This window comes from Peristeroidobacter soli, assembly GCF_004138485.1.
In the GTDB taxonomy this organism is placed as follows: Bacteria; Pseudomonadota; Gammaproteobacteria; order Steroidobacterales; family Steroidobacteraceae; genus Steroidobacter; species Steroidobacter soli.
On the sequence record NZ_ML142848.1, the window covers coordinates 358270 to 373101 of the forward strand.

Sequence of the window (14832 nt, forward strand, 5' to 3'; positions counted from 1 at the left end):
GGTTCAGGCAGCAGCGGTGCGCGGTAACGCAGTTTCATAGAAAGCCTCGCCCTGTTCCGCTCTTGCTCGCAGCCAATCGGAAGGCGCGAAGCGAGCGCCATAGGTGGACGCCATGCGTTCGGCCTCAGCGACGAACTTCTCCATGCCCACGGTCTCGATGAAGGACAGCGGACCACCGGTCCACGCCGGAAAGCCCCAGCCCAACAGCGCGCCCACATCCGCATCGGCCGGATGCGTAATTACGCCCTCTTCCAGACACCGCGCGGTCTCGAGCGCCTGGATGTACAGCAACCGATCGCGAAGCTCTTCGACGCCGGGCTGTTTTCGCGCCGGCGGAAACGCGGCCGACAGGCCGGGCCACAGGCGTTTCGGCGCGTCCTTGGGATAGTCATAAAAGCCGCCGCCATGACGCCGCCCCGGTCGCTTGATCTCATGGAGCATGCGTCTCATCACATCGTACGCGCACGGCCGCTTGAAGTTCGCACCGAGCGCGGCCTCCGCTTCCTGCACGATCTTCCACGGCAGCTCGATAGTCACCTCATCGAGCAAGGCCAGCGGACCGACCGGAAAGCCGGCAGCCATCGCCGCATTCTCGATGCGCGCGGGCTCGATGCCCTCCTCCAGCATGCGCATGCCTTCGTGAATGAAGGTCTGAAACACCCGGCTGGTATAGAAGCCGCGTGAGTCGTTCACGACAATCGGAGTCATGCGCAGCTGCCCGACGAAATCGAGCGACTTCGCGAGCGTCTCCTGACTCGTACTTGCGCCGACGATCACCTCCACCAGTGGCATGCGATCGACGGGAGAAAAGAAGTGCAGCCCGATGAACTGCGCCGGCCGGGACGACGCCTCGGCCAGGCGGCCGATCGGCAGCGTCGAAGTATTGCTGCCGAAGATCGCTGATGCGCCCAACACCGCCTCGGCCCGCTGGGTAACCTCGGCTTTCACCCCGACATCTTCAAAGACAGCCTCGATCACCAGCTCGCAGCCCGCCAGAGATTCATAACTCGTCGTCGGCTTGATCCGCGCCAGTATGGCGTCAGCAGCGTCTCTGCTCTGCTTGCCGCGCTCAACTGCTTTGTCGAGCAACTTCACCGAATACTGCTTGCCCTTCTCGGCCAATTCGAGCGAGCTATCCAGTAGCACAACTTCAACGCCCGCCTGCGCCGCGACGTATGCGATGCCCGAGCCCATCATGCCGGCGCCGAGCACACCGAGACGAGTAACGGCCGACTTCGCCACGTCACGCGGCCGCCGCGCGAGCTTGCTGGCCTCGCCGCGATTCACGAACGACGTGCGGATCAAATTTCTCGCCACCGGATCACAGAGCAATCGCGCGAAGTGCTTGGACTCCAGCTGCAGCGCCTTGTCGAACGGCAACAGCAGGCCCTGGAACAAACAATCGAGGATGGCGATAGGCGCGGGAAAGTTGCGTCGAGTCTGAGCCGCGATCTGCGCGGGACGCTCGCTCATCACCTTGACGACCGTGGGATTCAGCAAGCCATTGCTGCTTCGATAACCTTTGACATCCCACGCACGCACGGGATTGGACGAATTCAACAACCAGCCGCGAGCGGCGGACAACAACTGCGCGGCCGGCACGACTTGATCGACCATGCCCAGCTGCAACGCTTCCGTCGGCGGGACACTGCGCCCGTCCAACAACAACGCCGCTGCCTTTTCCAACCCGACCATGCGAGCCAATCGCTGCGTGCCACCGGAGCCCGGCAGCAAACCCACCGTCACTTCCGGCAAACCGACCACGGCCTTGGGATCATCGACGATGACGCGATGATGACACGCCAGCGCCAGTTCATAACCGCCGCCCAGCGCCAGTCCATTGATGGCGGCAACGAACGGCTTGCCGCACGTCTCCAGCCGGCGATGCATCTGAACCGAGGGTTTCTGGCTGAATGCATACGCCTGTTTGAGCGTGAGCGCGCCGCCAGCAATGCCGAGAATGTATTTCAGGTCCGCACCCGCCATGAACGCAGGTTTGGCCGAAGTAATGATGGCGCCCTTGATCGATGCGTCCGCGGCGACACGCTCGATCGCGGCGATCATGTCGTCGATGAACTGCGGCGACACCACGTTCATCGGCTTGTCCGGCGCCTCCAGGGTGATCAAAGCGATGCCATCGGCATCCACGTCGAGCCGTAACGTCTTCATCCCGTCAAACCCTTTCGATGATCGTGGCAGTGCCCAGGCCATTGCCCGCGCACAGAGTGATCAAGGCCGTGCCCAGCCCGCGCCGCTCCAGCTCATCCAGCACGATGCCGAGAATGATGGCGCCAGTGGCCCCGAGCGGATGTCCCATCGCGATCGCGCCGCCATTGACATTGACCTTTTGCGGATCGAGATCGAGCGCGCGGATGTATCGCAGAACAACGGCGGCAAACGCCTCGTTGATCTCGAACAGATCGATGTCCTTCAGCGACATCCCGCAGCGCTTGAGCAGCTTATGTGTCACAGCCGACGGCGCCGTGAGCATGATGGTCGGCTCGCTGCCGATGGACGTGAATGCCTTCACTCGCGCACGCGGCTTCAGGCCGGCGCGTTCGCCAAAGCTCTTGTTGCCCACCAGCACGGCTCCGGCACCATCGACGATGCCGCTGGAATTGCCGCCATGATGTACGTGTTGAATGGTCTCGATCTGCGGATAGCGTTGAATGCCGACGGCATCGAAGCCCATCTGACCCAGACCGACGAACGAGGGCTTGAGCTTTGCCAGGCCTTCGCGAGTCGTCTCGGGCCGCATGTGCTCGTCACGATCCAGCACCACTTCGCCGATGAGATCGCGCACCGGAACGACCGCTTTGCTGAACCGTCCCTGCTGCCAGGCCAACGCCGCGCGCCGCTGACTTTCCACGGCGTAATCGTCCACGTCTTCGCGAGTGAAGCCATCCAAGGTCGCGATCATGTCCGCGCCGATACCCTGTGGCGCGAAGTAGTTGTGATACGCGAACCAAGGATCGGCAGACCAGGCGCCGCTGTCCGCCCCCATGACGGTGCGTGACATGGACTCAACGCCGCCGCCAATCGCCGCATCGGACGCGCCCGTCATCACTTGCGCGGCCGCCGCGTTCACCGCTTCCAGCGCCGAGGCGCAGAAACGATGCACCTGCTGACCCGCGACGCTTTGCTCATATCCCGCCGCCAACACCGCCGCCCGGCCGATGTTTCCTCCCTGCTCGCCTACCGGCTGCGCGCAGCCAAGCACCACGTCGTCAACGAGCCCCGTATCCAGACCGTTGCGTTCAGCCAGTGCCTGTAGCACCTGCGCGGCCAGCTGCACTGAAGTGATCTCATGCAGCGAGCCGTCGGGTCGCCCGCGACCTCGCGGTGTGCGGGCGTGATCGAAAATAAATGCGTCAGTCATACTCTCATCAACTAGAAGTCGTACCCGATCCGCAAGCCGTACGTGAGCGGCGCGCCGATGAAACGGTTGGCGCCGAGCGCGCCCAGTGTCGAACCCCAATAGGAATATTCTTCCTTGGTCAGGTTCTTGCCGAACAGCGACACCTTCCACTGGTGGTTCAGGCTCACGTAATCGATGCTCGCATCGACCAGCGTGTAGGCCGGACCGGAGACCGTGTTGGCGTCGTTGAAGAATTCCTTGTCGGTGTACGAAACACCGCCGCGCAATGACAGCTGCCCGATCTGATCCAGATCGAATGTATAAGCTGCGCTCGCGGCGAACGTCTGTTCCGGCACTCGCACGAAGTCCAGGCTGGTATCGAAGCCCGCGACCGCCGAATCGTAGCTGGCGTCGGTGTAGCCATAGCCCGCGGTCAGCACCAGGTGATCCGTGGCCTGAGCCACCACATCCAGCTCGATGCCTTGAATGGTCGCGTCGGCCACGTTGAACGTGGATTGCACCACACCGTACACCGGGTCGACACCGAGCACCGTACGCTGCAGATCCTTGTACTTGTTCACGTAACCGGCAGCGTTCAACCGGACCGTGCCATCGAACAGCTCACCCTTGTAGCCGAGCTCGAACGCATTCACCTCTTCCGAATCGAACGGTTCGAAAATCACGTTGCCGCGCAGACTGTAGCCGCCGCTGCGGAAGCCGCGCGTCGCGCTGCCATAGACCAGGTGGCCGTCCGCCGGCTTGAAGCCGAGCACGACCTTCGGCGAGAAATCGCTCCAGGTATGCTCATCGCTGGGGCCGTAGTTGAACGTGCAATCGCCGAAGCCGTAGATCGAACGGTCGGCGCACAACGTCAGCGCCGAACTGAACGGCACACTCTTCGCTTCCTTCGTTTCCTCGGTGTAGCGGCCGCCGAGCGTCAAGGTCCAACGATCGGCCAGCTTGATATCGACTTCGCCGAACGCCGCGTACGACTCCTGATCGAGGTGAGCGCGCGTCACCGTCAACGTGGCGTGACGATTGAGATCGCGACCTTCGGAATGCGTGTAGTCCTGCTTGAAGTAGTACAGGCCCGCGGTGAAGTTGACGCGGCCGTCGTATTCGGAGGAATAGAGCAGTTCCTGGCTGAACTGGTCCTGGTCGAAAGCGATCGATTGATTGAAGTAGCTGAACTGCGAACCGTCGAAGTCGGTAGTGTTCTCGACCTCGACTTTGCGCACGCCGGTGATGGACGTGATCTTGCCGGCCAGCGCTTCCCAATTCATTTCCAGCACGCCGAAGTTCACTTCGATGTCGGAGTAGCCGGGATTGTCGAGTTGCACGTCCCAGAAATTGCGAGGCTGGCGGAAGCCGTCGTTGTACGGGCCGTTACCCGGCACTTCCCAACCGACCGCCGCGGTGGAGTCGCCGTCCTGCTGGTAATTCTCCAGGATCAGCGAGGCGGTGAAGTTATCGGTCGGCGTGGCCAGGATCGTGCCGCGAATCAAGGTCGAGTTGTTCTCGCCGAAGTCCTTGCCGTTGGCGAGATTCTTGTAATAGCCGTCGAGATTGCGATCGAGCACGGCGAGCTTCACCGCCAGCTTGTCCTTGATCACCGGCCCTTCGATCTTGCCGGAGATATCGAAGCGACCGTAGTTGCCGACGACAGTCTGCGCGGCCAGATCGAAATCACCGGAAGGACGAGCCGTGCGAACCAGTACCGCGCCGCCCGTGACGTTGCGACCGAACAGCGTGCCCTGCGGTCCCCGCAGAATTTCCACCGACTCGACATCGAACGTATCGAGCATGGCGCCGTAGTTGGAGCCCCAATAGACGCCGTCTTGAATGATGCCCACCGCCGGCTCGTCCGAAGCGGTCGTGCCCGACACGCCCATGCCGCGGATGGTGAAGTTCTGGCCACCGACCTGGCTGGTCGGCTTCAGACCCACGCTCGGCGCGAGCTTGCCGATGTCGTCGAGATTGTCGGCGAACACGGCTTCGAGCTGTGCCGCACCGAATGCCGAGATAGCGAGCGGCGTATCCTGGACCGCTTCATCGGCGGCGCGTTTGCGAGCGCTCACCAGGACTGTTTCCAGCAACACCGACGTCGACGCATTGGCAGATTCCGTAGTGCTCTGCGCATGCGTCAGATTGACCGGGGCCATCGACACGGCCACTGCCGCTGCGGCGAGCTTCCAGGGGGCGCCGCTGACGCGCTGCTGGAAATGACGTTTGTTGTATTGACTCATCCCCCACACCTCGACGATTCGTGACTTTGTATCGGATATGAAACTAGGCCCTCCCTGCCGCCAGTAAACCTACCCAAAGATAGGCCAGGAAAGGGGACAGATTTAAAAATCCGTCCCCACTCGACTCCGCTCCAACGCGCGCCGATAGTGCGGTAACGCCGAGAACAACAGGACCGCGGCGCCAGCCGCACTGATCGCGCAAACGACAGCGAGCGACAATCCCACTTTCGACGGATCGCCGAACACGCGATCGGTGACGACGGCCACCACAGTCGGCGCCGCGCCCAATCCGATCACGGACAGAACGAACAAATAGAGCGACGCCACGATGCCTCGCATGCGATTGGGTGTCGCCAATTGCAAAGCGGTCGCCGACATCGCCTGGGGCAGACTGAAAAAGAAAGTGCCGCCCGCCGCCGCGATCAGCGCGCCTGAAAATCCCGGCATCAACGGCAGGATCGCGGTGAAGATCACCAGGCCGATGCACGCGATGGCAGCGACCCGAATGGGACTGTCAGCGTGACCCCGCCGCGCCAGCCATCGATCCACGAACGGCCCGCTGAGCACGCCCGCCGATCCCATGATCAACACCAGCACGCCATATCGCAGACCCACCGTCGTAGGATCGGCACCATGCGCACGCATCAGGAACGATGGCATCCACGCCGGCAACGCGTAGAGCACGATGACGATCAACGCCATGCCCAGATAGAACCGCACGTAGAACGCACGCCCCTGCCATAGAAACTCGATCACTTCCCGAATCGAGAAACTCCGGTCCCGAGTACCGATGGTCTGCGCGCCGCGCGACGGTTCGCGAATCGTGAGCAAGGCCATGGCGAGAACGACGCCGGGCAAACCGATCATGACAAACGTCAGTTGCCACGGTTGCAGATGGGCCAGCATCGGGGCGAGCTCACGCAAGGTGCCCATCGAACCGATCACCATGCCGCCGGCGATCATCGCAAGCCCGCCGCCAATGTACGGCCCCATCAGATAGATGCTCATTGCCCGGGGCAAGCGCTCGCGATTGAAGTAATCCGCAATCAATGACCACGCCGCCGGAGCGAGACAAGCTTCCGCCGCGCCGACCGCCGCACGCGCCAGGAACAGTTGCCAGTAATTCTCGGCCAGTCCGCACAGCGCCGAGAAAATGCTCCACGTGCCCACGCCGAACACCAGGATGTTGCGTCGATTGCCAACATCGGCCCAGCGGCCGAACCAGGGCGAGAACGCGATGTACGAGCCCATGAACGCAATTCCCTGCAACAGGCTCAGCTGCGTGTCCGTCAGCAGCAGGTCGCGCTTGATGTCCTCCACCAGCAGGTTCAGCACCTGCCGGTCGATGAACGCCACCGTATACGCGAACGTCAGCAGGAACAGCACGTACCAGGCATAGTTGCCGCGATCTCGCGTCGGCACGAGCGCGGCTTCGGTGGGAGTGATGGAGCTCAACGTGCGATCCACAGCTGGAAACCCAGCCTTACCATGCGGATTGCCGCCGGTCCCGGTCTTCTATCTTTAGATAGGCAACAGCGACGATAGGGCTTGGCATGGTGGCCACGATGCCGGAACCGCTGAAAATCCACGTTGCCGATGAGGAGCTGCGCGACCTGAAGGCGCGGCTGTCCCGCCCCCGGTGGCCGGACCAGCCCGAGGCGGCCGCCGCTTGGCGCCAGGGGACGGACCTCTCCTATATAAGAGAGCTGGCCGCTTACTGGCGCGACCGCTATGACTGGCGCCGGCGCGAACAGGCCCTGAACGAGCTGCCCAATTACAGCGCGTCGCTCGACGGCATCGATCTGCACTTCGTTCATCGACCCGGCGTCGGCCGCTCGCCGCTGCCGCTGTTGTTGTTGCACGGCTGGCCGAGCTCATTCATCGAGTTCGAGCGGGTCATTCCCATGCTCACCGATCCCGCTCGTTTCGGTGCCGACCCGGCCGACTCGTTCAGTGTGGTGGTGCCTTCGCTGCCCGGGTACGGCTTGTCGTTTCGCCCGAATCAGCCGCGCTTCGATATTGCGCAGATTGCCGCCACGTTGACCAAACTCATGCGCGAGACGCTGGGATATCGACGCTTCGGCGCGCACGGCGGCGATTGGGGCGCGCACATCGCCACGCGACTCGGTCATGCACACGCTCAAGCGTTGATGGGCATTCATCTCACCATGCTCGTTCTACCCCGCCCGCGATCGGTCGAAACGGACGAGGAACGCGCCTATGTCGATACAGTGGCCCGCTGGAATCGCGAAGACTCGGGTTACGCCGTGATCCAGGGCACGCGTCCACAAACGCTGGCCTATGGCTTGACCGATTCGCCGGTCGGACTGGCGGCGTGGCTGGTGGAGAAATTTCGCGAATGGAGCGACTGCGACGGCGACATCGAGCGTCGCTTCGACAAGGACACGCTGCTGGACACGATCACGCTCTACTGGCTCACCGGCTGCATCAACAGCTCATTCGGTTTATATCACTCGATCCGGCACGCCAAGGCGACTGAGCCGACGCGTATTGAAGTCCCCACCGGTTACACTCGCTTTCCCGAGGGCGCACTGCATCCGCCCCGCTCGCTGGCCGAGCGCGCTTACAACATTCAGCACTGGAGCGACATGCCCGCCGGCGGACATTTCCCTGCCATCGAAGAACCCGCCGCGCTCGCGCAAGAGATTCGCGAGTTCTTCCGACCCTTGCGCACGTTCAAGTGAAGACACAACGTTTCCAAGGCCACGGCCTGCAAATGACCGCCGACGTCGGCGGCGATCCCGCATCCCCGGCGGTCGTGCTGCTCCATGGTGGCGGCCAGACTCGGCACGCCTGGGGCAGCACCGCGCGCGCGTTGATCGACGCGGGTTGGTACGTCGTTTCGCTCGATCTGCGCGGGCATGGCGACAGCGAATGGGATCCGAACGGCGACTACTCTCTCGACCTGCAAGTGGAAGATCTGCGCTCGGTGCTGAAGCAGCTGCCATCGCGCCCAGCGCTGGTCGGCGCATCGTTGGGCGGGCTGGTCTCGCTGCTCACGGTCGGCGAAACGCAGGAGCTGGTCGCGAGCCGGCTCGTGCTCGTCGATGTGACGCCCATGCTCGATCCCGAGGGCGAGGCGCGCGTGCTCGGGTTCATGACTGCGTATCCGCAAGGTTTCGCGAGCATTGAAGAGGCGGCGGATGCTGTCGCTGCTTATCTGCCACATCGCCCGCGTCCGTCGAGCACGGCAGGTCTACAGCGCAATCTACGGCTGCGGCCGGATGGTCGTTACTACTGGCACTGGGATCCGCGACTGTTCGATCGCCTGCGCGCCAGCCCGCAATTTCAAGCTGCCCGCTATGAAGCGGCCGCCAGGAATGTGCGCGTGCCCGCCCTGCTCGTTCGGGGCCAGCAAAGCGAGCTGGTGTCGCCCGAGAACGTGAAGCATTTTCTGGACCTGATACCCAGCGCCCGATACGTGGACGTCGCCGGTGCCGGCCACATGGTAGCCGGCGACCGCAACGATGCGTTCAGTGCCGCCGTGCTGCAATTTCTGGAATCCTCATGAGCCTCGAAAACAAACGCGTCGGCCAACTCGATCTCGCCCGCCATGGCGCGGTCACGCTGCTGACCATCGATCGGGTCGAAAAACACAACGCGCTCACTGCGGAATTCTGGGGCGATCTGCGACGCGTGCTCGGTGAGCTCGAAGCGGATCAGCAGACGCGGGCCATCGTGCTCACTGGTGCTGGCGACAAGGCGTTCTGTGCCGGCGGCGATATCGCGGGTTTCGCCTCGCTCACGACATTGGAAAGCAAGCGTGCGTATCAGATCGATGCAATGAATGGGTTCGCGGCGTTGGAGAACTGTCCGCTGCCGGTGATTGCAGCGGTGAATGGCCTGGCATTGGGTGGCGGATGCGAGCTGACGTTGGCGTGCGATAGCGTGCTCGCTTCCGATCGCGCGACCTTCGGCATGCCGGAGGCGGCGCTTGGATTGGTGCCAGGCTATGGAGTGCTTCGAGCACCGCATGTCATCGGCCGGCAGATGACCAAGCTCATGGTGATGGCCAGCGAAACCCTGGACGCTCAGCAAGCCCTGCAGGCAGGGCTCGTACAGCGAGTCATTCCGCATGCAGAGCTGTTGCCTAAGGCATTGGCACTGGCTGAGAAGGTCGCGAGCAACTCAGCGATGGCCCATGCCGTCGGCAAGCGGCTGATCAATCGTGGCATCGAGCGCGCGGAGTTTGATTACTCCGTCGAGGCGCTGACGGTTCTGCAAAGCTCCGCCGAAACGCAGCAGCGGGTGCGAGCTTTCATCGATCGGCGCAAGAAATAGCTCACGCCGCCGCGACCTGTCTCGCACGTCACCGGCACCCGCCGTCGTCTCTGTCACACGTCGTGCGCGCTACCTGAGCCGGCCATGGTCATGAACATCAGGTTCGCGCCGCCATCGACCATCAAATTCACGCCGCTGATGAAGCTCGCCCGCGGCCCGAGCAGAAACGCAATCGCTTGAGCCGTCTCCTCAGGCTGCGCAATCCGATGAAGCGCAATCGCACGCTCTCGTTTGGCACGCTCGACTGAATCGGCATAGACCTTGGCGGTCATCGGCGTGAGCGTCGAGCCTGGCGAGACGCAATTGCACCGGATGCCATCGCCGCCCCACTCCACCGCCATCTGCTGAATCAACATGACCAGCGCCGCCTTGCTCGCGCTGTACATACCCAACGGCGGCGTGGGCATGATGCTCGCGAGCGATGAAGTCGCAACGATCGAGCCACGCGAGGCTTTCAACAACGGCCGAGCCGCCTGGGCGAGCAGCAGCGTCGCGCGAGTATTCAACGCAAGCACCTGGTCATAGTCGGCGACCGACAGCGACGCCAACGGCCCGACCTTGATCATGCCGGCGTTACTCACCAGCCCGTCCAACCCACCAAACGCCTCATTCGCCTTGCTCACAATGCGCGCCGGCGCTTCAACGTCCAATAGATCCGCAACCCCGGTGACAACCTCAGCGCCGTCATCGCGCAGTTGAACGGCAGCTGTCTCCAACGCCTCCGCGTTCCGCCCGGTGATGAGCAACTGCGCCCGTCCATTCCACGGCTCAGCGGCAAGCAGCCGCGCCGTCGCCAGGCCGATCCCACTCGCACCGCCAGTGATGATGATTCGCATGACGCCTCAAGCCGCAGGCGTTCGCAGCTGCTCGCGCAACTTGAACTTCTGAATCTTGGTCGCGGACATGGGCCACTCGGTGACGAAGCGCACTTCGCGCGGCACTTTGAAACTCGCGAGCTTGCCTTTGCAGAACGCGATCAGCTCGGCAGCCTCAGCCTGCTTGCCCGGCAACAGCTCCACGAACGCAACCGCCACCTCACCATAGTAATCGTCGGCCTTGCCGACGACCTGCGTCATCTTCACTGCCGGGTGACGCCCGAGAAAAGCTTCGATCTCCGCGGCGGCGACGTTCTCGCCACCGACTTTGAGCATGTCCTTGATGCGGCCGAGAAAGTAGACAAACCCTTCCGCGTCGAGCATCCCGCAATCGCCCGTGCGCACCCAACCACCGTCGACGATGGTCGCTTCGGTCGCTGCCTCGTCCTTGTAATAAGAATGGAAGGAGTTCGGCCCACGAAACTGAATCTCGCCTTGCCCGCCAGCCGGGGCTACGTTGCCTGCCTCATCGATGATGCGCACTTCGACGCCTTCGATCGGCGTGCCATTCGTGCGCAGTCGCTTCTCTTCAACCGCATCGGCGCGAGTGAACGACACATACCCGCAAGCTTCGGTCATACCGAAAAGCTGAAGAGTCAGAATGCCTGGTGGCAGATACTCCTGCATCAACTTGTGAGTCTCATGTGGAGCGACCGCCACCATGCTGCGCGCATTCGCGAACGCCGCCTTGTCGTAGTCCGGTTCACGCAGCACCGGCAGGATCAGCGTGAAGAATCCCGGATACAGATGCTCGATGCGATGATTGCGAATCAAGCGCAGCGCCGCTGCGGCCTGGTGATGAATCGAAGTCGCAAAGGCAGCGCCGCGCGAGACGGCGGTCGCCGTGAGCCCAATGCCGCCGACGTGAAAGCACGGCATGGGCACCCACACCTTCTCACCCGGCTGCAAATTCACGGCATACGGATATGTGTTCACCCATGTGGCATAGATGCCTCGATGGGTCAGCTGACACGCCTTCGGCGCGGCGGTCGTTCCCGACGTGAACAGCATCACCGCGATGTCATCGATCGTCGCAGACGCCGCGCATTCCTCCAGCGCCGCATCGGACACACCGCTGCCTTCCGCCGTGAAAGACGCCAGCGACAGGAACGGCACTCGCTCGCTGTTTCCCACCAAAATGATGTTTTCGAGATGCGGCGCGCTGGCCAGCCGCAAGCGACCGTTACTCCGCCCTTCAGACAGATCCGGCAGCGTCTCCCACAGCAAGTCGCCAAAGTTCACATGCTCATCGATGCGATCCGTGGTGAACAACAGGCGAATGTCCGAGAAGCCCACCGCATACTTGAGCTCATGACTCTTGTACCGCGCATTGATCGTGACCGTGATGGCCCCGAGCAACTGAATCGCAAAATGCACGACAAAGAACTCGGGGCAGTTCGGCATGAACACGCCGATCCGATCGCCTTTACGAATGCCGCGCGCGTACATTCCCTTGGCAAGCGCCGTCGCCCGGCTCAGCAGCTCCTGGTATGTCAGCGTCTCTTCATCGACGATGATACAAACACGCTCACCATGAATGGCCGCCTGCTGTCGCAACAGCGCGCCGTGCGGAAGAGAATTGACGGGTCTGCTCATTGCTTACAATCCGCCATTCACATCGACAGTGCTGCCGGTGATGTAGCTCGCCTCGTCGCTGGCGAGAAATGCCACGACGTTCGCGATTTCCCGCGGGTGCGCGGCACGTTTCAACGGCGTGGTCTGCAAATACTTTTCCTTCACTGCGGGCGGCAAGGCCTTACCCATGCCCGCATCGATCAGCGCCGGCGCGATGGCATTGATGCGAATGTTGTGTTCCGCGAGCAGCCGCCCAAACGTCGCCGTCATGTTGATGACCGCCGCCTTCGAGGCGCCATAGTCGATCTGCGAACTGCCGCCGCGACCCGCGATGGATGCGATGTTGACGATGTTGCCACCGCCCGTGTCCTTCATCTGCTTCGCGACCTGCTGGCACAGGTACATCACTGCGGTCACGTTGACCGCCATGGTGCGCTGGATCTGCTCCGGCGACAGGTCCCACATCGACACCGGATTGTAGTAAGCCGCATTGTTCACCAACAGCCGCAGCGGCCCGATTTCGCGACGGATCTGATCGAGTGTCGCGCTCAGTGTGGCGAGGTTGGAGAGATCGCTCGAATAGTGCTGCCAGGGGCCCGCAGAGCTCGGAGCACGCAAATCCAGGCCGACGACTCGATAACCCTCATTGGCCAACCGGGAGGCGATGGCCGCGCCCAGTTCGCCACTGGTTCCGGTGACGAGCGCATTTCTGTCCGAACTCATGATTCCCCCGAAGAAAGCCGCACCAACAAACTGCCACGAGCGGTCACGTCTCCTGCGACCACGAGCACAGCCTCCACTATGCCCGCCCGCGGCGCGACGACCGGCAGTTCCATCTTCATCGCTTCCAGAACGACCAGCACGGCGCCTTTGGCGACAGCCTCGCCTGCTTTGACACACACCGCCACCACCGCTCCAGCGATGGGCGCCACCGGTTCTGTTTCCGACTTTTTCTGATCCGTGACTCGAGCCGTGCCGCTCGCTGCCTGCACCGTACGCTGCTCGCGTCGCGGGCCAAAGACGGCAATCTCGATCGCTCCCTGAGTCGTCGATAAGCGCACCCGGCGCTCGTTGCTGGTGCCAACCGACGCGGCACTGTTCGGTGTTTCCGGACGCGTCGCCTCCTCCGGACGCCAGCTGCGTTCCGCCGAGCCGGTGTCGTGCGTGACGGCGATGAACTCCGGCTGGCCCAGCACTTGTCGCAAATAGGGCGCGGTCGTCATGACACCGCTCACATTCAACGCACCCAATGCGGCGCTCAGCCGAATGCGGGCGGTCTCGCGATCCGGCCCCCAGGCCTGCACCTTACCGAACATCGAGTCGTAATGACCGACTACGGTATCGCCGGCCTCGACGCCGAAATCAAGTCTGAGCCACGGCCCCTGCGGCAAGGACATCGCATCGATGCGACCGGGTCGAGGCTGAAACCCTTCCCACGGATCTTCGGCCGCGATCCGGGCTTGCATGGCGTGGCCATGAATTTCTACGTCCTCTTGCGAGAAGCGCAGTGGTTCGCCGCGAGCGATTCGGATCTGCTCGGCGACGATATCGATGCCCGTGACCAATTCAGTGACGCCGTGCTCGACCTGCAGGCGCGTGTTCATCTCGAGAAAATAGAACCGCTCGGCGGCGACGTCGACCAGGAACTCGACGGTGCCAGCGCTGCGGTAGCTCACGTCTTTCGTTAGTCGGATGGCGGACATCGCCACTGCTTGCCGTAAAGATTCGGGCAAGGCCGGGGCCGGCGCTTCTTCGATCAACTTCTGATGTCGGCGTTGAACCGAGCAATCACGATCGCCCAGATGCACGACGTTGCCATGCGCATCGGCGAGCACTTGCACTTCAACATGACGTGCCGATGCAATGTAACGCTCCAGATAAACCTCGGCCCGGCCGAACGCGGCATTGGCCTCACGCCCCGCGGATTGCAGAGCCGTCGCGAGTTCGTCGGGCCCGCGCACGATGCGCATGCCACGACCGCCACCGCCGAAGCATGCCTTCACGACCAGCGGATAGCCGATTTTCTCGGCGATATCCATGGCACTGGACGCGTCTTTAATCGTGCCCGATGAGCCAGGTAGCAGCGGCACTCCGCTGCGACGGGCGGCATCGCGAGCTGCAACCTTGTCACCCATCTGCGCGATGGTGCCCGGCTGCGGGCCTACGAAGATCAGGCCCGCGTCGATGACCGCTTGCGCGAACTCGGCATTCTCACTGAGCAGACCGTAACCGGGATGCACAGCATCGGCTCCAGACTCGCGCGCGACCGCGACGATCTTGTCGATGTCGAGATACGACTCACGCGCCGGCGCGGGACCGAGTCGATGAGCTTCGTCCGCGAGCCGCGTGTGTAATGCGCCAGCGTCAGCGTCGCTGTAGACCGCGATGGCTCGAACGCCAAGCTCGCGACAGGCCCGAACGATGCGCACCGCCACTTCGCCGCGATTGGCAATCAGAAGCTTCAAACCGATCTCTC

11 protein-coding genes are annotated in these 14832 nt (G+C 62.6%); 3 read left to right on the plus strand and 8 right to left on the minus strand.

The annotated features are described in order from the left end of the window. Positions 1-3: 3 nt before the first annotated feature. From EKO19_RS01385 to EKO19_RS01400, 4 genes are all read right to left on the minus strand, one after another. On the minus strand, positions 4-2169 hold the full coding sequence (locus EKO19_RS01385) for a 3-hydroxyacyl-CoA dehydrogenase NAD-binding domain-containing protein (protein WP_129774624.1): 2166 nt from the start codon (positions 2167-2169) through the stop codon (positions 4-6). 4 nt (positions 2170-2173) lie between these two features. Further along, the gene (locus EKO19_RS01390; RefSeq protein ID WP_129774625.1) at positions 2174-3379 is read right to left on the minus strand and encodes an acetyl-CoA C-acetyltransferase; all 1206 of its coding nucleotides are present in this window, start codon (positions 3377-3379) and stop codon (positions 2174-2176) included. Positions 3380-3390: 11 nt separating this feature from the next. Then, on the minus strand, positions 3391-5604 hold the full coding sequence (locus EKO19_RS01395; RefSeq protein ID WP_129774626.1) for a TonB-dependent receptor: 2214 nt from the start codon (positions 5602-5604) through the stop codon (positions 3391-3393). Positions 5605-5706: 102 nt separating this feature from the next. Further along, the gene (locus EKO19_RS01400; RefSeq protein ID WP_157995057.1) at positions 5707-7059 is read right to left on the minus strand and encodes an MFS transporter; all 1353 of its coding nucleotides are present in this window, start codon (positions 7057-7059) and stop codon (positions 5707-5709) included. A gap of 110 nt (positions 7060-7169) precedes the next feature. Here EKO19_RS01400 and EKO19_RS01405 point away from each other — a divergent pair, with 110 nt between their 5' ends. From EKO19_RS01405 to EKO19_RS01415, 3 genes are read left to right on the plus strand one after another with little or no spacing between them, the layout of a single operon-like run. Continuing rightward, a complete protein-coding gene (locus EKO19_RS01405) occupies positions 7170-8309 on the plus strand; it encodes an epoxide hydrolase family protein (protein ID WP_129774628.1) in 1140 nt (379 codons plus the stop codon). Then, complete coding sequence (locus tag EKO19_RS01410) at positions 8306-9136, plus strand: alpha/beta fold hydrolase (protein WP_246038806.1); 831 nt, start codon at positions 8306-8308, stop codon at positions 9134-9136. Before EKO19_RS01405 ends, EKO19_RS01410 begins: the two co-directional genes overlap by 4 nt. Beyond that, complete coding sequence (locus EKO19_RS01415) at positions 9133-9906, plus strand: enoyl-CoA hydratase/isomerase family protein (RefSeq protein WP_129774629.1); 774 nt, start codon at positions 9133-9135, stop codon at positions 9904-9906. Before EKO19_RS01410 ends, EKO19_RS01415 begins: the two co-directional genes overlap by 4 nt. A gap of 53 nt (positions 9907-9959) precedes the next feature. Here the strand turns inward: EKO19_RS01415 and EKO19_RS01420 are convergent, their stop codons facing one another. The 4 genes from EKO19_RS01420 to EKO19_RS01435 are packed head-to-tail and all read right to left on the minus strand — an operon-like array spanning position 9960 to position 14821. Beyond that, complete coding sequence (locus tag EKO19_RS01420; RefSeq protein WP_129774630.1) at positions 9960-10742, minus strand: SDR family NAD(P)-dependent oxidoreductase; 783 nt, start codon at positions 10740-10742, stop codon at positions 9960-9962. Positions 10743-10748: 6 nt separating this feature from the next. Further along, positions 10749-12377, minus strand: coding sequence for a class I adenylate-forming enzyme family protein (locus tag EKO19_RS01425; RefSeq protein ID WP_129774631.1), 1629 nt, complete (start codon positions 12375-12377; stop codon positions 10749-10751). A gap of 3 nt (positions 12378-12380) precedes the next feature. Continuing rightward, positions 12381-13079, minus strand: coding sequence for an SDR family NAD(P)-dependent oxidoreductase (locus tag EKO19_RS01430; RefSeq protein ID WP_129774632.1), 699 nt, complete (start codon positions 13077-13079; stop codon positions 12381-12383). Continuing rightward, complete coding sequence (locus tag EKO19_RS01435; RefSeq protein ID WP_217705069.1) at positions 13076-14821, minus strand: acetyl/propionyl/methylcrotonyl-CoA carboxylase subunit alpha; 1746 nt, start codon at positions 14819-14821, stop codon at positions 13076-13078. Before EKO19_RS01435 ends, EKO19_RS01430 begins: the two co-directional genes overlap by 4 nt. Between the last annotated feature and the right edge of the window lie 11 nt (positions 14822-14832).

Excerpts from the sequence above, each read along its gene's own strand:
- EKO19_RS01395 (WP_129774626.1), bottom strand. The coding sequence starts at position 5,604 with ATGAGTCAATACAACAAACGTCATTTCCAGCAGCGCGTCAGCGGCGCC.
- EKO19_RS01385 (WP_129774624.1), bottom strand. The coding sequence starts at position 2,169 with ATGAAGACGTTACGGCTCGACGTGGATGCCGATGGCATCGCTTTGATC.
- EKO19_RS01390 (WP_129774625.1), bottom strand. The coding sequence starts at position 3,379 with ATGACTGACGCATTTATTTTCGATCACGCCCGCACACCGCGAGGTCGC.
- EKO19_RS01430 (WP_129774632.1), bottom strand. The coding sequence starts at position 13,079 with ATGAGTTCGGACAGAAATGCGCTCGTCACCGGAACCAGTGGCGAACTG.
- EKO19_RS01405 (WP_129774628.1), top strand. The coding sequence starts at position 7,170 with ATGCCGGAACCGCTGAAAATCCACGTTGCCGATGAGGAGCTGCGCGAC.
- EKO19_RS01425 (WP_129774631.1), bottom strand. The coding sequence starts at position 12,377 with ATGAGCAGACCCGTCAATTCTCTTCCGCACGGCGCGCTGTTGCGACAG.
- EKO19_RS01420 (WP_129774630.1), bottom strand. The coding sequence starts at position 10,742 with ATGCGAATCATCATCACTGGCGGTGCGAGTGGGATCGGCCTGGCGACG.
- EKO19_RS01415 (WP_129774629.1), top strand. The coding sequence starts at position 9,133 with ATGAGCCTCGAAAACAAACGCGTCGGCCAACTCGATCTCGCCCGCCAT.